This window comes from Amycolatopsis sp. NPDC057786, from assembly GCF_042797905.1.
In the GTDB taxonomy this organism is placed as follows: Bacteria; Actinomycetota; Actinomycetes; order Mycobacteriales; family Pseudonocardiaceae; genus Amycolatopsis.
The window spans coordinates 1-20,108 of sequence record NZ_JBHVKW010000135.1 but is presented as its reverse complement, the minus strand read 5'-3'; the positions used below and the strand labels follow the sequence as shown (position 1 = coordinate 20,108).

24 protein-coding genes are annotated in these 20,108 nt (G+C 70.1%); 7 read left to right on the top strand and 17 right to left on the bottom strand.

What is annotated here, in order from left to right:
* Positions 1-39: 39 nt before the first annotated feature.
* The 5 genes from rdgB to ACFVM3_RS38625 are packed head-to-tail and all read right to left on the bottom strand — an operon-like array spanning position 40 to position 3,711.
* Entirely contained in the window at positions 40-645 is a 606-nt protein-coding gene (rdgB, locus tag ACFVM3_RS38645) for an RdgB/HAM1 family non-canonical purine NTP pyrophosphatase (RefSeq protein WP_378444785.1), read from the bottom strand.
* A complete protein-coding gene (rph, locus tag ACFVM3_RS38640; RefSeq protein WP_378444784.1) occupies positions 642-1,418 on the bottom strand; it encodes a ribonuclease PH in 777 nt (258 codons plus the stop codon). Before rph ends, rdgB begins: the two co-directional genes overlap by 4 nt.
* Positions 1,419-1,441: 23 nt before the next feature.
* Entirely contained in the window at positions 1,442-2,209 is a 768-nt protein-coding gene (locus tag ACFVM3_RS38635; RefSeq protein ID WP_378444783.1) for an MBL fold metallo-hydrolase, read from the bottom strand.
* 30 nt (positions 2,210-2,239) lie between these two features.
* Positions 2,240-3,046, bottom strand: a complete 807-nt coding sequence (gene murI, locus ACFVM3_RS38630; RefSeq protein WP_007028257.1) for a glutamate racemase — start codon at positions 3,044-3,046, stop codon at positions 2,240-2,242.
* A complete protein-coding gene (locus ACFVM3_RS38625) occupies positions 3,043-3,711 on the bottom strand; it encodes a rhomboid family intramembrane serine protease (RefSeq protein ID WP_378444782.1) in 669 nt (222 codons plus the stop codon). The genes murI and ACFVM3_RS38625 overlap by 4 nt, the downstream gene beginning before the upstream one ends.
* An 82-nt stretch (positions 3,712-3,793) precedes the next feature.
* Here ACFVM3_RS38625 and ACFVM3_RS38620 point away from each other — a divergent pair, with 82 nt between their 5' ends.
* The gene (locus tag ACFVM3_RS38620) at positions 3,794-4,666 is read left to right on the top strand and encodes an arylamine N-acetyltransferase (protein WP_378444781.1); all 873 of its coding nucleotides are present in this window, start codon (positions 3,794-3,796) and stop codon (positions 4,664-4,666) included.
* On the opposite strand, the gene ACFVM3_RS38615 is transcribed toward ACFVM3_RS38620, so the two are convergent.
* The 7 genes from ACFVM3_RS38615 to clpS all read right to left on the bottom strand — a co-directional run bounded on the left by ACFVM3_RS38615 (position 4,627) and on the right by clpS (position 9,130).
* Positions 4,627-5,340 (bottom strand): aspartate/glutamate racemase family protein, encoded by a 714-nt coding sequence (locus ACFVM3_RS38615; RefSeq protein ID WP_378444780.1) that lies wholly within the window; start codon positions 5,338-5,340, stop codon positions 4,627-4,629. The genes ACFVM3_RS38620 and ACFVM3_RS38615 overlap by 40 nt on opposite strands.
* Before the next feature lie 111 nt (positions 5,341-5,451).
* Positions 5,452-6,402 (bottom strand): PLP-dependent cysteine synthase family protein, encoded by a 951-nt coding sequence (locus ACFVM3_RS38610; protein WP_378444779.1) that lies wholly within the window; start codon positions 6,400-6,402, stop codon positions 5,452-5,454.
* Positions 6,403-6,405: 3 nt separating this feature from the next.
* A complete protein-coding gene (locus ACFVM3_RS38605) occupies positions 6,406-6,678 on the bottom strand; it encodes a MoaD/ThiS family protein (protein WP_005165659.1) in 273 nt (90 codons plus the stop codon).
* A gap of 71 nt (positions 6,679-6,749) precedes the next feature.
* A complete protein-coding gene (locus ACFVM3_RS38600; protein ID WP_378444778.1) occupies positions 6,750-7,157 on the bottom strand; it encodes a Mov34/MPN/PAD-1 family protein in 408 nt (135 codons plus the stop codon).
* 130 nt (positions 7,158-7,287) lie between these two features.
* Complete coding sequence (locus ACFVM3_RS38595; protein WP_378444777.1) at positions 7,288-8,280, bottom strand: P1 family peptidase; 993 nt, start codon at positions 8,278-8,280, stop codon at positions 7,288-7,290.
* The gene (locus ACFVM3_RS38590; RefSeq protein WP_034308812.1) at positions 8,277-8,834 is read right to left on the bottom strand and encodes a DUF2017 domain-containing protein; all 558 of its coding nucleotides are present in this window, start codon (positions 8,832-8,834) and stop codon (positions 8,277-8,279) included. Before ACFVM3_RS38590 ends, ACFVM3_RS38595 begins: the two co-directional genes overlap by 4 nt.
* A complete protein-coding gene (clpS, locus tag ACFVM3_RS38585; protein ID WP_005165655.1) occupies positions 8,831-9,130 on the bottom strand; it encodes an ATP-dependent Clp protease adapter ClpS in 300 nt (99 codons plus the stop codon). Before clpS ends, ACFVM3_RS38590 begins: the two co-directional genes overlap by 4 nt.
* 74 nt (positions 9,131-9,204) lie before the next feature.
* On the opposite strand from clpS, the gene ACFVM3_RS38580 reads away from it, so the two are divergent.
* The 3 genes from ACFVM3_RS38580 to ACFVM3_RS38570 are packed head-to-tail and all read left to right on the top strand — an operon-like array spanning position 9,205 to position 11,755.
* On the top strand, positions 9,205-10,509 hold the full coding sequence (locus ACFVM3_RS38580; protein WP_378444776.1) for a nicotinate phosphoribosyltransferase: 1,305 nt from the start codon (positions 9,205-9,207) through the stop codon (positions 10,507-10,509).
* A 20-nt stretch (positions 10,510-10,529) separates the two neighbouring features.
* Complete coding sequence (locus ACFVM3_RS38575) at positions 10,530-11,105, top strand: nicotinamidase (protein WP_007028267.1); 576 nt, start codon at positions 10,530-10,532, stop codon at positions 11,103-11,105.
* Positions 11,102-11,755, top strand: a complete 654-nt coding sequence (locus ACFVM3_RS38570) for a bifunctional 4-hydroxy-2-oxoglutarate aldolase/2-dehydro-3-deoxy-phosphogluconate aldolase (protein WP_378444775.1) — start codon at positions 11,102-11,104, stop codon at positions 11,753-11,755. Before ACFVM3_RS38575 ends, ACFVM3_RS38570 begins: the two co-directional genes overlap by 4 nt.
* 68 nt (positions 11,756-11,823) lie before the next feature.
* Here ACFVM3_RS38570 and ACFVM3_RS38565 read toward each other — a convergent pair whose 3' ends face one another.
* Positions 11,824-12,486 carry a hypothetical protein gene (locus tag ACFVM3_RS38565; protein WP_378444774.1) on the bottom strand — a complete coding sequence of 221 codons (663 nt, stop codon included), beginning with the start codon at positions 12,484-12,486 and terminating at the stop codon, positions 11,824-11,826.
* A gap of 143 nt (positions 12,487-12,629) precedes the next feature.
* Here ACFVM3_RS38565 and ACFVM3_RS38560 point away from each other — a divergent pair, with 143 nt between their 5' ends.
* The 3 genes from ACFVM3_RS38560 (at position 12,630) to ACFVM3_RS38550 (ending at position 15,814) form a co-directional block, all read left to right on the top strand.
* Positions 12,630-13,220: a biotin transporter BioY gene (locus tag ACFVM3_RS38560; protein ID WP_378444773.1), complete on the top strand. Its 591-nt coding sequence runs from the start codon at positions 12,630-12,632 to the stop codon at positions 13,218-13,220.
* Positions 13,221-13,345: 125 nt separating this feature from the next.
* A complete protein-coding gene (locus ACFVM3_RS38555) occupies positions 13,346-15,403 on the top strand; it encodes an ATP-dependent DNA helicase (protein WP_257484622.1) in 2,058 nt (685 codons plus the stop codon).
* A 57-nt stretch (positions 15,404-15,460) separates the two neighbouring features.
* Positions 15,461-15,814: a hypothetical protein gene (locus ACFVM3_RS38550; RefSeq protein ID WP_007028272.1), complete on the top strand. Its 354-nt coding sequence runs from the start codon at positions 15,461-15,463 to the stop codon at positions 15,812-15,814.
* Between the two features lie 73 nt (positions 15,815-15,887).
* Here the strand turns inward: ACFVM3_RS38550 and ACFVM3_RS38545 are convergent, their stop codons facing one another.
* Genes ACFVM3_RS38545 through serB form a run of 4 tightly spaced genes read right to left on the bottom strand, consistent with a single transcriptional unit; the run spans position 15,888 to position 20,049 of the window.
* Complete coding sequence (locus ACFVM3_RS38545; protein ID WP_378444772.1) at positions 15,888-16,292, bottom strand: OsmC family protein; 405 nt, start codon at positions 16,290-16,292, stop codon at positions 15,888-15,890.
* A gap of 12 nt (positions 16,293-16,304) precedes the next feature.
* Positions 16,305-18,047 (bottom strand): serine/threonine-protein kinase, encoded by a 1,743-nt coding sequence (locus ACFVM3_RS38540; protein ID WP_378444771.1) that lies wholly within the window; start codon positions 18,045-18,047, stop codon positions 16,305-16,307.
* Positions 18,048-18,064: 17 nt separating this feature from the next.
* Positions 18,065-18,823 (bottom strand): peptidyl-tRNA hydrolase, encoded by a 759-nt coding sequence (locus ACFVM3_RS38535; protein WP_378444770.1) that lies wholly within the window; start codon positions 18,821-18,823, stop codon positions 18,065-18,067.
* Positions 18,820-20,049, bottom strand: coding sequence for a phosphoserine phosphatase SerB (gene serB, locus ACFVM3_RS38530; RefSeq protein WP_378444769.1), 1,230 nt, complete (start codon positions 20,047-20,049; stop codon positions 18,820-18,822). Before serB ends, ACFVM3_RS38535 begins: the two co-directional genes overlap by 4 nt.
* Between the last annotated feature and the right edge of the window lie 59 nt (positions 20,050-20,108).

Below are 20,108 nucleotides of genomic sequence, written 5' to 3'. Positions count from 1 at the left end.
GGTGAGGACGGTTCTAACCGTCCTCACCACTCACGAGACTCAACCCGCCAACTTCCTGAGCTCCCCCACCAACGCCCGCAACGCCTTCCCCCGGTGCGAAGCTTCGTCCTTTTCGGACGGTTCCAGCTCCGCGGAAGTCCGCGTCCCGCCTTCCGGCACGAAGATCGGGTCGTACCCGAATCCGTTGGTACCACGGCGTTCCCGGATCAGCGAACCGCGCCATTCCCCGCGCACCACGGTTTCTTCGCCGCCGGGGACGACCAGCGCGGCCGCGCAGACGAAGGCGGCGCCCATGCGCTCGTCGGGGGTGTCGGACAGCTGCACCAGCACGAGATCCAGGTTCGCCTCGTCGTCGCCGTGCTTCCCCGACCAGCGGGCCGAGAGCACGCCCGGCATGCCGTTGAGCGCGTCGACGGTGATACCCGAATCGTCGGCGATCGCCGGGAGACCGGTCGCGGCGGCCGCGTCCTGGGCCTTCGCGAGCGCGTTGCCTTCGAAGTCCGGAGCGGTTTCGGGCGCTTCGGGGAACTCGGGGACGTCGGCGAGGCCGATGACCTCGACGCCCTCGATCCCTTCGGCGACCAGGATGCGCCGGAGTTCGCCGAGCTTCTTCGCGTTGCGGGTGGCGAGGAGCAGCTTGGTCACTTCGCGCCCTTCTTCTTGTCCGGACGCGGCTCGGGCAGTTCGCCGGGATACGGCAACGCGAGCGCTTCGGTCTGCAACCGGGTCAGCTCCTCACAGCCGGAGAGCGCCATGTCCAGCATGGTGTCCAAAGTGGACCGGGCGAAGGTGGCGCCCTCACCGGTGCCCTGCACCTCGATCATGGTGCCCGCGTCGGTGGCGACGACGTTCATGTCGACCTCCGCGCGCGAGTCCTCCTCGTAGGGCAGGTCGAGGCGCACGCGGCCGTCGACGACGCCCACGCTCACCGCCGCGACCGATGCCGAAAGGGGCTGCGGGTCGGCGAGGCGGCCCGCCGCGCCGAGCCAGGTGACGGCGTCGGCGAGCGCGACGTAACCGCCGGTCACCGCGGCCGTGCGCGTGCCGCCGTCGGCCTGGATGACGTCGCAATCGATGACGATCGTGTTCTCCCCCAGCGCCGCCAAGTCGATGCAGGCGCGCAGGGACCGGCCGATCAGCCGGGAGATCTCGTGGGTGCGGCCGCCGACGCGGCCCTTGATGGATTCGCGGTCGCTGCGGGTGTTGGTCGCCGACGGCAGCATCGCGTACTCGGCGGTGACCCAGCCGAGGCCGGAACCGGCTCGCCAGCGGGGGACGCCTTCGGTGACGCTCGCCGCGCACAGCACCCTGGTGTCGCCGAATTCGATCAACACCGAGCCCGCGGGCCACCGCTGGAAGCCGCGGGTGATCTTGATGTCGCGAAGCTGGTCGTCGTTCCTGCCGTCTTTTCTCGCCACGGCCGCCACTCTAGAACCCCGCGTCAGAGGTCGTAGACGGCGCCCTGCTCGACCAGTTCGGCCGCGGGGAACGCGACGGCCGCCTCGGCGAGGACCGCGTCACGGTCGGTCCAGGGCGCGACGTGGGTGAGCAGCAGCCGCCCGACCCCGGCCTTGCGTCCCAGTTCCCCCGCTTCCTTGCCGGACAGGTGGACGCCGGCGGGCCGGTCGGGCGAGTCGGTCCACGACGCCTCGGACAAAAGGACGTCGACGCCGCCGGCCAGGTCGGTGAGGGTGTCGCAGACGCCGGTGTCCCCGGTGTAGGCGAGGGTCTTGCCGCCGTGCGCGAACCGCAGGCCGAACGCCGGGGTCGGATGGTCGACTGGGACCGCGGTGACCTCGAACGGCCCGATCTTCATGGGCTCGGCGCGCAGGACGTCGAAGGCGAAGACGTCGGTGAGATCGGTGGTCGCCCGCTCGTCCTCGTTCGCCGCGTACGCGTAGGTGAGCCGCTCCCGCACGTCCGACGGCCCGTACACCGGCAGCCGCCGCGGCCTGGCCGGGTACGGCAGCGCGGGGTGGTAGCGCCGCAGCACGGTGAGCGCGCTGACGTCGGCGCAGTGATCGGGGTGCAGATGCGAAAGGATCAGCGCGTCCAGGTCGAACGGGTCGCGCAGCGCCTGGAGCCTGGCGAGCGTCCCGTTGCCGAGTTCGAGCCCCAGGACGAACCCGTCCGCCTCGATCAGGTAGCCGGACGCGGCGGCGTTGGGCCCGGGGATGCTGCCGGAGCAGCCGAGGATCGTGAGACGCACTGTGACACCTTAAGCACGGAATCGGCGATTTTAGGCGCTGGTGGGAGCCAGCACACCCGGAGCGAAGCCCATGAACCGCTGAGCGAGTCTGGTGAACGGCTCGGCGGATCCGGTGGCGACGAACTCGTGCCGCGGCGGGGTGTCGCGCTCGGCGAGGAGGTCGGCCTCGGTGAGGACGCGCACGAGGTCACGCGCGGTCTCCTCGGCGCTGGACACCAGCGTGACGTCCTGGCCCATGACGATCTGCAGCACCCCGGACAGCAACGGGTAGTGCGTGCAGCCCATGACCAGCGTGTCGACCTGCGCGTCCAGCAGTGGTTCGAGATAGCCCTGTGCGAGCCCGAGCACCTGGCGCCCGGTGGTGATCCCCCGTTCGACGAAGTCCACGAACCGGGGGCACGCGACGCTGGTGATCTCGACGTCCTGCGCGGCGTTGAAGGCGTCGTCGTAGGCGCGCGACCGCACGGTGCCCTCGGTGCCGATCACGCCGATACGGCCGGAGCGCGTCGCGGACACGGCCCGGCGCGCGGCCGGGAGGACGACCTCGATCACAGGGACGTCGTAGCGCTCCCTCGCGTCGCGAAGGCAGGCGGCGGAGGCGGTGTTGCACGCGATGACCAGCGCCTTCACCCCGCCTTCGACGATGTCGTCCAGCGCTTCCAGCGCGTACTGGCGCGCGGTGGCGATGGGAAGCGGGCCGTACGGGTTGCGGGCGGTGTCGCCGACGTAGCGCAACTGCTCACCGGGCAGCTGTTCCAAGATCGCCCTGGCGACGGTGAGCCCGCCCACTCCGGAATCGAAGACGCCGATGGGGGCGTCGGCGCTCGGCTTGGTCACACGGCGAGGCTACCGGGGCCGGTCGCTTTCCTGGCCTGGGACCTGTCGACGCGCGCCATCAACCAGGCCGCGAAGACGCCGGACAGCGCACCGAACAGGTGACCCTGCCAGGAGACGTTCGGATCACCGGGCAGCAGTCCCCAGAGCATCCCGCTCCAGATGCCGAGCAGCACCACGGCCACCAGGATCTGCCCGACGGCGCGATTGAAAATGCCGCGGACCAGCAGGAACGCGAGCCAGCCGAAGGCGACGCCGGACGCTCCGACGGTCACCGTGCCGCCCGGCGAGATCAGCCAGACACCGACACCGGAAAGCACCCAGATGATCGCGGTCACCAGCACCCACCGGCCGATGCCCGCGGACATCGCGAGGAAGGCGAAGACCAGCACCGGGACGGTGTTGGAGAACAGGTGCCCCCAGCCCGCGTGGAGCAGCGGCGCCCAGAGCACCCCGTCGAGGTCGGAGAGTTCACGGGCGACGATGCCGCCGCTCCGGTCGAGGTCGAGGGGCAGCACGACGTCGACCAGTTCGACCAGGTAGAGCAGCGCGGTGAAGGCCAGCGCGACGATCGCCGCGGCCCTCGGGTTCGGGGGCAGGACGCGTTTGGCCGGATCCGTACCGGACGGCTCGCTCGCCGGGGCCGGCAGGGGAGGCAAAGTGGTCACCTCCACAGGCTACGACGGCGAACGACGTGATCGCCTCCGTGAGAACCCTGAATTGTCGGTGGGTGCCGCTACGGTCGATCACATGGGGTTCCCTTCTTCCGAGCACGTCGACGTGCCCGCCTACCTCGCGCGACTCGGCCTCGAGCACGAGCCGCCGAGCCTCGACGCGCTCATCCGGCTGCACACGGCCCATGTGGAGCGGGTGCCGTACGAGGACTTCGAAGTCCAGCTGGGCCGGGTGACCTCGCTGGACCCGGCGGTGTCGTTCGGCCGGATCGCCGCCGGCCGCGGCGGCTACTGCTATCACCTCAACGGCGCGTTCTCGGCACTGCTGCGGGCGCTCGGTTACCAGGTCACCCGGCATCCGAGCGGGGCACAGATGCCGGGCGCGCCGTCCGGAATCCACCTCAACCACCTGGCGCTGACGGTGACCGGGCTGCCGGAGGAACCCGACGCCGGCTGGCTGGTCGACGTCGGGCTCGGTGACGGCATCCACGAGCCGCTCCCGCTGCGTGAGGGCGAGTACAAACAAGGCCCGCTGGTGTTCCGCATCCGGCCATCGGAGATCACGCCCGGCGGCTGGCGGCTCGACCACGATCCGCAGGGCAGTTTCGTCGGAATGGATTTCGCGCCGGAGAGGGCCGTGATGGCCGACTTCGCCGAGAAGCACGTCGAGCTGTCCACGTCCGAGGATTCCGGTTTCGTCCGCACGCTGGTGGTGCAGCGGCGCGACGCGGAGGGAGTGGATTCGCTGCGCGCGCTGACCTTGAGCGGTTTGCCGGGCGGCAAGACCGTCCTGGAATCACGGGCCGAGTGGTGGACGGCGATCGAGGACGTCTTCGGTGTGCCGCGCGGGGGTTTCACCGGTGAGGAACAGGACAGGCTGTGGCGGCAGGCCGTCGCCCAGCACGAACGTCACACCGTGGGAGGGAGTGAGGCCTTGCCCAGCGCGTAGTCCACGGCCGCTTCGGCGTGCAGCCTCGTCGTGGGAAAGGTGGGCACTTCGCTGTCCTCAGGGCCGACGAGCAGTTCGATCTCGGTGCAGCCGTAGATCACGCCCTCCGCGCCCGCCTCGACGAGCCTCGCGATGACGTCGCGGTACCGCTCACGGGAGTCTTCGGTGACGACGCCGTGGACGAGCTCGTCGTAGATGACCCGGTGCACCGTCTCGCGGTCCTCCTCGCCCGGCACGAGCACGTCGAGGCCGTGCGCGGCGAGGCGTTCGCGGTAGAACGGCTGGGCCATGGTGAAACCGGTGCCCAGGAGCCCGACCCTGGTGATTTCATGGGCCTTGATCGCGGCCGCCGTGGTGTCGGCGAGGTGCAGGAGCGGCACGCCCAGGCCGTCGGTGAGCTGGTCGGCGACCTTGTGCATCGTGTTGGTGCAGAGAACGACGAAGTCCGCTCCGGCGGCTTCGAGCGCGAGGGCGGCGCGGTTCAGTTCCCGCCCGGCGTCGTCCCAGCGGCCTTCGGCCTGCATCGCTTCGATCTCGGCGAAGTCCACGGAGTACAGCACGGTACGCGCGGAGTGGTACCCGCCGCGCACCTCGCGGACGCGTTCGTTGACCAGCCGGTAGTACTCGGCCGACGATTCCCAGCTCATCCCGCCCAGCAACCCGATCGCCTTCATACGCGCCATCGTGCCAGCGCCCCGCGTGCATTGCCGCCGACGCCATGAAAGGTCCTTTCCTTGCAAATTTTGCAAGGAAAGGACCTTTCATGGCGCGCGCGGAGAGATGAATCAGGCCCAGAGCTGCCCGTCGAGCCTTTCGGCCGCTTCGTCGAGCGAGCCGGAGTACGCGCCCGTCGAGAGGTACTTCCACCCTGCATCAGCGACCACGAAGGCCACATCAGCGGGCTTCCCCGCGGCAGCGGCCTTCTCGGCGACGGCCAGCGCCGCGTGCAGCACGGCACCCGTCGAGATCCCCGCGAAGATGCCTTCGTGCTCCAGCAGCTCGCGTGTCCGGCGAAGCGCGTCGTACGCGCCGACGGAGTACCGGCCGTTGAGCACGCTCGCGTCGTAGAGCTCCGGGACGAAGCCCTCGTCGAGGTTCCGCAGGCCGTACACCAGCTCGCCGTAGCGTGGTTCGGCCGCGATGATCTGCACGTCCGGCTTCACCTCGTGCAGGTAGCGCCCGACACCGACCAGGGTGCCGGTGGTGCCGAGGCCGCCGACGAAATGCGTCAGGGTCGGCAGGTCCTTGAGCAGTTCGGGCCCGGTGCCGCGATAGTGCGCGTCGGCGTTGGCCGGGTTGCCGTACTGGTAGAGCATCACCCAGTCCGGGTTGGCCTCGGCCAGTTCCTTCGCCCGGCGCACGGCCTCGTTGGACCCGCCGGCGGCCGGGGAGAAGACGATCCGCGCGCCGTACGCCTGCAGCAGCTGCTTGCGCTCGGTCGACGTGTTCTCCGGCATCACGCACACGAGGCCGTAGCCCTTGAGCTTCGCGGCCATCGCGAGCGCGATCCCGGTGTTGCCCGACGTCGGCTCCAGGATCGTGGAGCCGCGCCGAAGCCTGCCTTCGCGCTCGGCGGCCTCGATCATCGCCAGTGCGGGGCGGTCCTTGATCGAACCGGTCGGGTTGCGATCCTCCAGTTTCGCCCACAACCGCACGTCATGGGTGGGCGAAAGCCGGGGAAGGCCGACCAGCGGCGTGCCGCCGAGCGCGTCGAGCAGTGACTCGAAGCGAGCCATCGATCAGCCACCGGCCACGGCGGGCAGGATGGTCAGGGTGTCGCCGTCCTTGACCTCGGCCTCGAGACCGCCGGAGAAACGGACGTCCTCGTCGTTGACGTAGACGTTGACGAAGCGGTGCAGCTTCTCTTCCTTGACCAGACGGGCCTTGAGGCCGCCGTGGCGGGACTCGATGTCGTCGATCACCTCGAGCACGGTCTTGCCGGTCGCCTCGACGGACTTCTCGCCGCCGGTGTGCGTACGCAGGATGGTCGGGATGGACACGGTCACGGCCATGGTTTTCTACCTCCGGTGGGTTCTCTGCTACGCAGACGTTCTGTTCGGGCCGGGTTATTCCCTGGCCGGGTTCAGCCGATGATCTCGACGGGCTCCTCGGTGATCTCCCCGTCCACGATCCGGTACGACCGGAACTGGTGCGAATCGGGGTCCTTGGTGGAAACGAGCACGTAGTGCGCGTCGGGTTCCGAGGCGATCGAGACATCGGTGCGGGACGGGTAGGCATCGGTCGCGGTGTGCGAGTGGTAGATGACCACGGGCACCTCGCCATTCGCCTCCAGCTCGCGATGCAGCCTGAGCTGGTCCATCGAGTCGAACTGGTAGAACGTCGGCGACCGGGCGGCGTTGACCATGGGGATGAATCGCTCGGGGCTGTCCGATCCCTCGGGACCGGCGATCACCCCGCAGGCCTCATCGGGATGGTCACGACGGGCATGGGCGACGATCTCGTCGACGAGTTCACGGCGGATCCGGAGCACGTCGCCCATCTTAGGTGCTGGAAAGGGCCGGTCCACACTCTGAGATCGCCGCCACTCCCCACCCGCGTTTAGTCCTCTGAATGCGGTAGTTGCACACGCAAGGACCGCATTCAGAGGACTAAACGCGGGGTCAGGAGAAGGCCTCAGGCCAGACGTCGCGGTACGCGCGCATGCCTCCGGCGGAAGTGGCATTGAGCACACCGTGCACCATCGCGCGCCCGAAGACCCGCGCGGCCGCAGAGCACAGCGTGTCCAGCACCATCGCACGCCGCGCCGCCGCGACGGGACCCGCGCCGCCGGGAAGTTCCCGGTCGCCGGTCGCCAGCGCGAACACCGTGTCGCCGTCGAACATCGTGTGCGCGGGCCGCACCGCCCTGGCGAGACCGTCCTGCGCGGCCACCGCGAGCCGCCGCGCCTCGGCCTTGGACAACGCCGCGTCGACCGCGACCACGCCGATGGTCGTGTTGAGACCCGCGGCCTTCGCCTCGACCTCGCCTGGCCGATCAGGCCAACGGACGCCGAACTCGCCGTCGATCTCGTGATCAGCCGCGTAGGCGCGGCCCGTCGAGAGATCCACGGCCTCGCCGGCGGCGTTCACGGCGGCGACGACGCCGACGGTGAACTCGCCGACCTTCTCCGAGGCCGTCCCGATCCCGCCTTTGAGTGATCCCGCCTTCGCGCCTGCGCCCGCGCCGACGGTTCCGAGCGCGACCGGACCCCCGACAGCCGCTTCGCAGGCCGCATAACCGAAGGAGGCGTCCGGACGGTTTCCCCACTCGCTGCGCGGCAGGTCGAACAAAACCGCGGCGGGCACGATCGGCACCACCTCGTGCGGTTCGGTACCGACCGGGATGCCGAGATTCCGCTCGGCGAGCCAGCGCATGACGCCGTCCGCGGCGGCCAGGCCGTACGCGCTCCCGCCGGACAAGCAGATCGCGTTGACGTGCTGGACCAGGTTCTCCGGCTCCAGCAGGTTGGTCTCGCGCGTGCCAGGCGCGCCACCGCGCTGGTCGACGGCTCCGACCGCGCCACCGGGGACCAGCACGACCGTCGTCCCGGTCGCCCAGCCGTCGCCGACCCGCTCGTGCTGCCCGACCAGCACCCCCGGAACGTCGGTGATCATGATGTCAGCGACTGGATGAGGGTCTCCTGCACCCAGGTCAGCCAGTGGTAGACGCCGAGATGCGGCGCACGGGGATCGTCTTCGGGCAGCTCGTCGGGCATGTCTTCGGTGACGTCGAGCGCGGTGCCCAGCGCGAGCCGGACGTCGTTGAGCGCGCCCAGCCACGCGTCGGCCTGCTCGAAGGTCAGCCGGACGTTCCCGCCGTCACGCGGAAGGGTGTCCAGCACGATCTTGGCGACGCCGACCTTCTTGTCCAGCAGCTCGGGCTCGTGGATCGAGCGCATCGCGGCGGCCGAGTCGATGTCCTCGCGGGTCGGGTTGTCCGGGTCCAGCTTGTGGAAGTCCGGCAGGAGCCGGGACAGGACCGGGTCGTCCGGCGATTCGGTCGGGCCCATCCGGATACCGGTCAGCTCGGCCAGCTCGTCCTGCGGCGCCTCTTCGGCGCGCGCGGTGAGCATGTCCTCCAGCTGGCTGACCAGGCCGCGCAGCACCGCGGCCTCCTGCTGCTCGAACCCCGCGACGATGGTGTCGCCCTTGCGGCGCCATCCGTTCATGAAGGCTGCTCCATGGTGGCCCAGAGGCCGGCCGCGTGGAGTTTCGCGACGTCGGTCTCCACCTTCTCCTTGGAACCGGACGACACGATCGCCTTGCCCTTCTGGTGCACGTCGAGCATCAGCTTCGTCGCGTGGTCCCGGCTGTAACCGAACAGCTTCTGGAACACGTACGTCACGTACGACATGAGGTTCACCGGATCGTTCCAGACGACCGTCCGCCAGGGTTTGTCCTCAGAGACGACCTCTACTCCCTGTGGATCAACCTGCGTCTGCTCGGATGCGACAGGCGTGGACATGCACTCCATGGTGTCACGGGCCCATTCCGGTATGGGCTGGCAGGTCCGGCCATGTGGGTGAATAGGCTGGTGCCATGGGTTTCCCCGAGGCGGCCACTGGCGCCAGCACCGCGCTGCTCACCGACCACTACGAGCTGACCATGCTGGCCAGCGCCCTGTCCGACGGGACGGCGGACCGGCCTTGCGTCTTCGAGGTCTTCGCACGTCGTCTGCCCGACGGCCGCCGCTACGGCGTCGTCGCGGGCACCGGGCGGGTCCTCGACGCGATCGCCGACTTCCGGTTCACCGACGCCGAGCTGAGCCAGCTGGAAGCGACGGCCGTCGTCGACGACGCCACCCTTTCGTGGCTCGCGGACTACTCCTTCTCGGGGAACATCGACGGATACCCCGAGGGCGAGCTCTATTTCCCCGGCTCCCCGATCCTGACCGTCACCGGATCCTTCGGCGAGGCCGTCGTGCTGGAGACGCTGATCCTCTCGATCCTCAACCACGACAGCGCGATCGCGTCCGCCGCCGCGCGGATGTCCGGTGCCGCGCACGGCAGGCCGATCATCGAGATGGGCGGCCGCCGCACGCACGAGTACGCGGCCGTCTCCGCCGCGCGGGCCGCGTACCTCGCCGGCTTCGCCACGACCTCCAACCTCGAAGCCGGCCGCCGCTACGGCATCCCGACGCGGGGCACCGTCGCGCACGCGTTCATGTTGCTGCACGACAGCGAAGAGGCCGCGTTCCGCGCGCAGGTGGACCAGATGGGTGCCGACACCACCCTCCTGGTGGACACCTACGACATCACCAAGGGTATCGAGACGGCCGTCCGGGTGGCCGGGACCGAACTCGGCGCGATCCGCATCGACTCCGGCGACGTGGGCCCGCTGGCGCGCAAGGCCCGCGAGCAGCTGGACGCCCTCGGCGCCAAGGACACCCGCATCGTGGTCTCGGGCGACCTCGACGAGCACGCCATCGCGGCGTTGCGGGCGGAACCCGTCGACGCGTACGGCGTCGGGACCTCGGTCGTCACCGGTTCCGGCGCGCCGACCGCCGGGATGGTCTACAAGCTCGTGGAGGTCGACGGCAGGCCGGTCGCCAAGCGCAGCGCGCACAAGGAGTCGAGGGGCGGCCGGAAATCCGCGCTGCGACGGCACCGCGAGACCGGCACCGCCGTCGAAGAGGTGATCTGGACGGCCGCGTCCGAGGTCCCGGAACAGGGACCGAACGACCACGAATTGCAGATTCCGCTGGTCCGGGACGGCCGGACGGTGGATGATTTGCCCACGCTGGACGACGCGCGCCAGCGGCTTCGGCGGGCGCTGGTGAGCCTTCCGTGGGAGGGCCTCAAGCTCTCGCACGGGGAGCCCGCCATCCCGACCGTATTCGTCTAAAGAGAACTCAGGAGCATCACATGGGGACCGCCTTGATCGTGGTCGATGTGCAGAACGACTTCTGCGAGGGCGGGTCGCTCGGCCTGCCCGGTGGCGCCGCCGCCGCCGAAGCGATCTCCAAGCAGGCCGCGGAAGGTGGCTACGCGCACGTCGTCGCCACCCGCGACTACCACATCGACCCGGGCGATCACTTCAGCGAGACGCCGGACTTCAAGGACAGCTGGCCGCGTCACTGCGTCGCGGGCACTTCCGGCGCGTCGTTCCACCCCGCGCTCGACGTGGTCCCGATCAGCGAGGTCTTCTCCAAGGGCGAGTACACCGCCGCGTACTCCGGTTTCGAAGGCAACGCGCGCGACGGCAAGACGCTCGACGCGTGGCTGAAGGAGCACGACGTCACCGAGGTCGACGTCGTCGGCATCGCGACCGACTTCTGCGTCCGCGCGACGGCGCTCGACGCGGCGAAGGCGGGCTTCAAGGTCCGGGTGCTGCTGGACCTCACGGTCGGCGGTTCGCAGCCGACGGTCGACGCCGCGCTCAAGGACTTCGACGAGGCGGGCGTGACCTACACCGGGAAGGCGCCGGTCCCGGCCGCATGATCCAGCACGACCTCCAGGACACCCTGATCGAAAACCGGCTCGTCGCGATCCTGCGGGCCGCGGACGCGAGCCGGTTCGCCGACGCCGCCACGGTGCTGCACGCGGCGGGCGTGCGGGTGCTCGAAGCGGCGTTGACCACGCCGGGCGCCACGGACGCCATCGCGACCATCCGCAAGAAGCTCGGCGACGACGCGCATATCGGCGCCGGGAGCGTTCGCGAGGTGTCCGATGTGGACAAATCGGCGGACGCCGGCGCGACGTTCCTGGTCACGCCGACGGTGAACCCGCTGGTCATGGAGCGCGCGCACGAACGCGGGCTGCCGGTGATCTGCGGCGCGCTGACGCCGACCGAGATCGACCAGGCGTGGCGTCTCGGCGCGGCCGCGGTGAAGGTGTTCCCGATCGCGGCCGTCGGCGGGATCGCCTACCTGCGGGCGATCCGGGCGCCGATGCCGGACATCCCGCTCGTCCCGACGGGCGGCGTCCATCTCGCCGACGTCGCGAAGTACCTCGAGGCGGGCTCGATCGCGGTCGCGGCCGCCACGCCGCTGGTCGGTGACGCGCTCACCTCGAAGGGGTCGCTGGCGGATCTGGCGGCCCGCGCGAGTGAGTTCGTCGCGGCGGCCGCGAAATACGTCTCGCGCATCTGACGCGTTTAGTCCTCTGGATGCGGTACTTGCGTGTGCAAGGACCGCGTCCAGAGGACTGAACGCGGGCGTCAGGGCTTCTTGCCGTACGGGTCGCAGCGCGCGGTCCCGAGGTAGATGTCGCCCTTCGCCGGACCGCCGCCCTGCGGGAACAGCTTGATGTGCAGCATGTGCGTCACGAGGCTCCCGTCGGGCGGGGTCGGCGTGACGGTCTCGTTGACCGTGAGCGACGCCAGCGCCGTCCCGCCCTTGCCGCCCGCGATGGTCAGCCGGTAGTTCTGCGGGATGATCTCCGGCAACGTGAAGCCGGTGACGTCGCCGAACTCGATGTAGCCGAGACTGCCGTCCTCGGTGGTGCTGCACTTCGCCATGAACGTGCGGACCTTGATCACCGGACCGCCGAACCGCTTGAGGAGGGTGGTCTCGAACCGCCGTCCGGCCGCCTCGCCGACGGCCACCGCTCCGTTCCGGCCGCAGCGTGACTCACCGCCGCCGAACCGGGCGAAGTCGCCGACGGCGCCGCCCTGGGTCTTCGCGGTCAAGGGACCGTCGACGTCGCACGGCGCGAGCTCGCCCGTGATCATGTGTTCGCCGCCGATCTCCACGTCGAGCGAACCGACCGACGCGGCCGCCGTCGCGGGCGCGGGCCCGGCCGACGCGGCCGCCGGGCCTCCCGCCACCAGCGCCCCGGTCAGCATCGTCACCGACAACAGCCTCGAAACGGGTTTCCTCATATCCGGCAGCCTCCACCAACCGCCGGTCCCGTGCAGGGTCATGCCACCCGGTCGAGTGGACCGTGAGGTGGCCGACATTCGGTCCACGCCCCGTCTTCTGACGTTAACCTCGGTTCACATTCGTGTACTCATAGGAGGTCTGAGTGTCTTCGCTGTCTGTGGCCGGCGCCCGTCCGGTCCTCGCCGACCTCGTTCCCGGCGCACTGGTCCGTGACGCGGTCCTGGTCGCCGGTGGCGCCGCCCTGACCGGTGCGGCCGCCCAGATCCTGATCCCGGTGCCCGGCTCCCCGGTGCCGATGACCGGCCAGACGTTCGCCGCCCTGCTGGTCGGCGCCGCGCTCGGCTGGAAGCGCGGCGCGCTGTCGATGGCGCTGTACCTCGCCGTCGGCGCGGCCGGATTCGGCTGGTTCCAGAACGGTTCTTCCGGCCTGTTCGGCGCCAGCGCCGGCTACATCGTCGGCTTCGTGCTCGCCGGCGCGCTGGTCGGCGCGCTCGCCGGGCGCGGCGGGGACCGCACGCCGCTGCGCACGGCGGGGACGATGGTGCTGGGCAACCTCGCCATCTACTCGGTCGGCGTGCCGTGGCTGATGGCGTCGACCGGCTTCGGCCTGTCGACCGCGCTCGAAAAGGGTGTCGTGCCGTTCCTGATCGGGGACGCGCTGAAGATCGCCGTCGCGGCGGCGCTGCTTCCGGGCACCTGGGCGCTCGTCTCGCGCTTCCGCAAGGATTCGTGACCGGTCCTTTCACAGCCCCACGAGCTGCCATGAAAGGTCCTTTCCTTGCAAAATTTGCAAGGAAAGGACCTTTCATCGCACGGGGCGGACGATCTTGACGGTGCCCCCGGCTATCGTCTTGTCCCGTGCCTTCCCGTGCTGACTTCCCCGGTGTCCTCGAACTCCTGACCCACGCGGTCGAGTCCGTGGGCGGTGCCGAGCGCGAGGGCCAGGTCAAGATGGCGGACGCCGTCGGCCGTGCCATCCGCACCGGCGAGCACCTGGCCGTCCAGGCGGGCACGGGCACCGGGAAGTCGTTGGCCTATCTCGTTCCCGCGATCCGGCACGCGGTCGAGAAGGAGGCCACGGTCGTGGTCTCCACGGCCACCATCGCGCTGCAGCGCCAGCTCGTCGACAGGGACCTCCCCCGGCTGGCGAAGGCGCTGAAGAAGCCGCTCGGCCGCGAGCCCACCTTCGCGATCCTCAAGGGCCGCCGTAACTACCTCTGCCTCCACCGGCTCGATTCCGGCGCCCCGGACGAGCCGGAAGACCAGCAACTGTTCGACCCCTTCGCCGTCTCCCGGCTCGGCAAGGAGGTCACCCGGCTGCGGGAATGGTCGTCCGACACGGAAACCGGTGACCGCGACGAGCTGGTCCCCGGCGTCTCGGACCAGGCGTGGCGTCAGGTGTCGGTCACGGCCAAGGAATGCCTGGGCGCCTCACGGTGTCCCATCGGCACGGACTGCTTCGCCGAGCGGTCCCGCGCCGAGGCGGGCAAGGCCGACGTCGTGGTCACCAACCACGCGCTGCTGGCGATCGACGCGCTGCAGGGCTACCAGGTCCTCCCCGAACACGACCTGGTGATCATCGACGAGGCGCACGACCTCGTGGACCGCGTGACGTCCGTGGCGACCGGCGAGCTGACCAGCGGCATGGTCTCCGCGGCCGCTCGCCGCTGCGGGAAACTGGTCGACGACGAAGTGGCCGACCAGTTGCTGGAGGCGAGCGACGGGCTGGCGCTGATCCTCGACGACCTGCCGTCCGGCCGGATGGATTCGCTGCCGCAGGCCCTCACCGGCGCGATCCCCGCGGTCCGCGACGCCGCGCATCGCTGCCTCACCGCGCTCGGCAAGGACCGGAAAGAGGACGTCGACGAGGCCACGGCCCGCAAGCTGGCGCGGTCGCTGCTCGAAGAGGTCCACGACACCGCGGTCCGGCTGCTCGAAGCCTTCGACGACGACAAGGCACATCAACGTGACGTCGTCTGGCTGACCGGGGACCGCTTCTCCACGAACCCGCGTCCGCCCGCGCTGAAGGTCGCCCCGCTGGGTGTCGCGGGTTTGCTGCGGGAGCGGGTCTTCAACCAGCACACGACCGTCCTCACGTCGGCGACGCTGACCCTGGGCGGCACGTTCGACACCATGGCCCGGCAGTGGGGTCTCCCGCCCGGCGGTATGCGGGTCGAAAAGGCGCCCGGCGCGGCGACCGACAAGGCCGCCCCCGCCGACAGCGACGACGCCGACGGCCCGAAATGGACCGGCCTCGACGTCGGCTCCCCGTTCGACCACAAGCGCAACGGGATCCTTTACCTGGCCAAGCATCTGCCGCCGCCGGGCAGGGACGGGTTGCAGCCCTCGACCATGGACGAGCTGGCCGAGCTGATCGAGGCCGCGGGCGGGCGCACGCTCGGCCTGTTCTCCTCGATGCGCGCGGCGAAGCAGGCCACCGAGGAGATGCGGGAGCGGCTCGACCTGCCGATCCTCTGCCAGGGTGACGACGCCACCGGCCTGCTGGTGCAGAAGTTCTCCGAGGACGCGCGCACCTGCCTGTTCGGCACGCTTTCGCTGTGGCAGGGCGTCGACGTGCCCGGCCCGTCGCTCCAGCTCGTGGTGGTCGACAGGATCCCGTTCCCCCGCCCGGACGACCCGGTCTCTTCGGCGCGGCAACGAGCCGTGGAAGCCCGAGGCGGCAACGGTTTCCTCACCGTCGCGGCCACGCACGCCGCGCTGCTGCTCGCACAGGGCACCGGGCGGCTGCACCGTTCGGTCAGCGACCGCGGGGTCGTGGCGATCCTGGATTCGCGCCTGGCCACCGCCCGCTATGGCGGATTCCTGCGCGCCTCGCTGCCGCCGTTCTGGCCGACCATGGATCCGAAGGTCGCCCGCGACGCGCTGCGCCGCCTCGACGCCGCCGCCCCGGCCTGAGTGGCCTGGAACACGGCCGAGTACCGTTAACGGAACGCCGAAGACAGGGAGAACCGGTTGTCCCACGAGTCGCCCAACGCACAATCCCGGACCGTCAGCGTCGATGACACCGGAGTGCGGCGCCAGCTCGCGGACGGAAGCGAGGAAGCCGTCACGTGGTCCGAGCTGTCCGCGGTGGTGGTCAGAGTGATCCCTGAAGGCCCGTGGAAGGAAGACGTCTTCTTCATGCTCGCCGGCGCCGACGGGAAGGGCACCGCGATCCCCAGCGGCGACCCGGCCGCCGACGCCCTGATCGAGCGGTTGCAGACGCTGCCCGGCTTCGACAACGAAAAGTTCATCGAGGCCATGACCACCGACGCCGACGAGGCGTACGTGGTCTGGAGCGCCGAAGGCCACGCCGCCAAACACTGAGCCCGAATGCTATGAAAGGTCCTTTCCTTGCAAAATTTGCAAGGAAAGGACCTTTCATAGCATCCGGAGGGGCTTACTCGACCGGGAAGCTCTCCGTGACCGGGATGCCCTTCTTCAACGTCCGGCTCACCGTGCACAGCCGCTCGATGGCGCGGTCCACCGCCCCCGCGAGCGCCTCGCGCTCCTCAGCGGCCAGCGAGGACACGTCGACGTCGAAAGCCACGTGGACGGCGTCAAGCTCTGAAGCGCCTTCCCGCTGGTCCGCGGTCACGCCGACCCGGAACTTCGAGTCCTCCCCGATCCGGCGCGTGATGAGGTTCTCGGCGGTGACGGCCGAGCAGCCCGCCGCCGCGATCTGCAGCAGTTCGGCGGGTGAGAAGGCGCCCTCGGCACCCTTGCGGCCGATCACGACTTCGGCACCACGTTCGTTGCGGCCGACGAAGCGGTGCTCACCGTCGCGCTGGACTTCCAAAGACACGGGTCTCCCCTTTCAGAGTGGCGGCAGCCTGGGGGCGATCTCGCCGGCCAGCCGTTCCGCGGCCGGGCACATCTCCTGCGGCTGCTTGACCTTGTCCGCGACGTAGATCTCCACCGTCTCGATCATGGCACGCCCGTCGCCGCCGAAGGTCCGGTGCGGGATCTCGGCCCGGCAAGCCTTCCGCTCGGCCGAGACCTCGACGAAGGCTTCCCGCGATCCGAGAGCGACCCGTCTGCCGTCGAGCGGCGCCCGCTTCCGCTCGAACCGGATCGTCACCTGGGTCTCGCGATGGTTCCAGTAGCACTCCCAGTTCCCGAAGACCGGATCCGGTGTGGCCACGCCGCCGACGATCGCCTCCGGCAGGTCCCCGCCCAGCGCACAGGCGTCGAGACCGCCGAGTGAACCGGCGGGGAACGGAGCGGGCCGCCGCTTGATCGGCTCCCGGTTCAGCACGCTCACGGCGTGCGTGGCCACAGGGTCGACGTAATCGCACAGCTGCGCGTGCCAGTTCCGGATATGCCGGGCGTGCACCCACACCTGGTTGCCGTCCGGCAGCGGGATTCCCCGCGCGCATTTGTCTTCGGAGTCGCTCGGGATCTCGCGCACGATCAGCTTCCCCGGCATCGGCTTCTCCAGCAGCGGTGACGTCGGTGTCGTCAGTTCGAGGCGGATGTCGACGATGTCGTCCTCGTCGGGGCTCACGCGCAGCCGGACACCGCAGGAGTTGAAATTGCCCCCGGCACTGTCCAGTTCAGGGGACCCGAGGTGGTTCAGCGCGGAGGGATCGACCAGGGCGCAAGGATCCGCCGTCCGCCGGTCACCGACCAGTTCGGACGGCGGGCCCGCCGCGATCGACGCGGGTTCCTTCGTGGCGTAGAGCAGGCCCCCGGTCAGCATCAGCACCGCCGCGACGGCCGCGATCGCGATGGCGCGTTTGGTCACCCGGAAACGTCGCGTCCGCGCGGGCATCGCGACGTCCGCGACCTCGGACAGCAGCTCGGCGGCGCGGACGGCGTCCGGCCGCCCGGCGGGTTTGCGCCGCAGCAGTTCCATCAGCGCGGGCGCCAGCGGCCCCGCCCGGCGGATCGGTTCCAGCGTGTACGACGTCGCGCGCCGGAGCTGAAGGAACGGCCCGACACTCGCGTCTCCCCACACCGAAGTGCCCTCGACGGCGGCGAACAGTGTCGCGCCGAGCGAGAACACGTCCGCCGCGGCACCCGCCTGTCTGCCTTCGGCCATCTCCGGCGCGACGTAGCCGGGCGTCCCGACGTCGAGGCCGCCGCCGGTGCGGGTCACCTCCGCCCACTGCGCGATGCCGAGGTCGGTGAGTTTGGCCGTACCGTCGTCGGCCACCAGGACGTTGCCCGGTTTGAGGTCGCGGTGGACCATGCCCTTCTCGTGCATCGCCGCGAGCGCCGCGGCGAGCTGGACACCGATCTTGGCCACCTTGCCGGGTGGCAGCGGCCCCTCGGAGTCGATCACGTCGGCGAGGCTGCGCGCGGGCAGATATTCCATGACGAGCCAGCGATCGTCACCGTCCATCACGGCGTCGAAGACGGTGACCACGTTCGGGTGATGGAGGCCCGCGCCGATCCGCGCCTCGCGCCGGATCTGGCCGCTGTCCCCGGCCTGCGAGCGTTTGAGGGCGACGACCCGGCCGAGGTCCAGATCGGTGGCACGCCAGACCACACCCATGCCCCCGGCGCCGATCCGCTCCTCCAAGCGATAGCGCCCGGCGATCAGCCGGTCACCCATGCGGGGAGTATAGGAGGCTAAGCCCTTTGGGCTATGACCGTGACTGTTCCGGGATCGACTTCGGTGAAACCGGCGTCCCGGACCGCGACGACACCGTCACGGCGCCACGAGCCTTCGGGATCCTCGACCGGGCAAAGCGCCTTCCAGATCGCGACCGGCGGCGTCCGCACCGAGCACCGGAACCCGGTCTCGGCCCAGGCCGCCCGTTCGGCCTCGTCCAGCAGTGCGGCGAGGATCATCGTCGCGTGCCCGACCTGGGCCGAGCCCTTGCCGACGGTCATCGAGACCTCGGGGTTCAGCAGCAGCCGCGGAACCCCGGCCGGCGCGGGTCCCGGCTCGTCGGCAGGCAGTTCGCTTCCGGAGATCTGCAACCGCGAGACCTCCTTCGGCGTCTCGGCGACGCGGCAGGGAAGCAAGGCCCGTGCCTCGGCACCGTCGACCTCGACCGTGATCCCCGGCAGTTCCTGGACCGCCCGCCAGTGCGCGCCGCGGGCCCGCCGGGCGACCTTGCGGATCCGGCCGTCGACCCACGCCTTGAGCGGCTCGTGCCATTCGCCCTCGGGCTCGGCACGTTCGTCGAGGCAGACCGCGACCGCGGCCGCCGCGGCGGCTTCCAGCAACGCGGTCCGGGACGGCGGTTCGGCCCGTTCCATCCGCAGGATCACCGGCATGGCGCGGACCTCGGCGGGATCTTCGTCCGACGTGTCCACCGTGTCCTCGGCGGGCAGCCCCAGCCAGAACGCGTAGCGCGCGGCCAGCGGTTCCAGCACGCTCATGGCCGCGAAAGCTCCAGACCGTCGGCCGCGTCGGCCGCCTCGATCTCGGACCTGGTGACCCCGAGCAGGAACAGCACGGCGTCGAGGTACGGGTGGGAGAGCGCGGTGTCGGCGACCTCGCGCAGCGCGGGCTTCGCGTTGAAGGCGACACCCATCCCGGCGACCGACAGCATGTCGATGTCATTCGCCCCGTCACCGACGGCGACGCACTGCTCCAGCGAGATCTCGTACTCCTCGGCGAACCGGCGCAGCGCCACCGCCTTGCCCGCGCGGTCGACGATGTCCCCGACCACCCGGCCGGTGAGCTTGCCGTCGATCACTTCGAGTTCGTTCGCGGCGGCGAAATCGAGGCCGAGATCGTCCACAAGGGACTGGATGATCTTGGTGAAACCACCCGAGACGACCCCGCAGCGGAAGCCCATCCGCTTCAGCGTGCGGATGGTCGTGCGCGCGCCAGGGGTGAGCTCGATGGACGCGGCGACCTCGTCCAGCACCGTCTCCGGAAGCCCTTCCAGCAGCGCGACCCGGCGCTCCAGGGACTCGCCGAAGTTCAGCTCGCCGCGCATCGCGGCCTCGGTGATCTCGCGGACCTGCGGTTCGACGCCGGCGTGCGCGCCGAGCATTTCGATGACCTCGCCCTGGATGAGCGTGGAGTCGACGTCGAAGACGACCAGCCGCTTGGCACGGCGGGCCAGCCCGGCCCGCTCGACCGAGATGTCGATCCCGGCCTCGACGGCGGCGTCCGCCAGCGCGGTGCGCAGCGCGGCGTCGGCCTCCGGGGTGTCCTGGGCGAGCGAGGCGTACAGCTCCAGCCCGGTCACCGGGTAATCGGCGACGCTGCGGATCGAGTCGATGTTGACGTCCAGCGCGGCGAGACGGCGCGCGACGTCGGAGAACGCCCGCGCGGTCACCGGGCGGCCGAGCATCAGCAGGACATGCGTCGAGTCCTTCTGGCCGATGGCGAACGGGTCGGCGCCGATGGCCGAGCCGATCTTCACCTCGACCTCCATCCCGACCGACGCCATCGCCTGCTCGACGTATTCCTGCAGGCCCTCGGGGTCGCGGTACACGCCGGCGAGCACGCCGAGCACCAGCTGGCCGCGGATGACGACCTGCTCGACGTCGAGGACGTCGACGTCGTGGCGCGACAGCACGGCGAACAGCACCGAGGACACACCCGGCTTGTCAGGACCGGTGGTGGTGATGAGAACTGGTGTCTGCGTCACGGGGTCAGTCTCCCTCAGCCACGGACGAAAAAGGCGCGTGCCTTGCCCCTGTGTGAGGC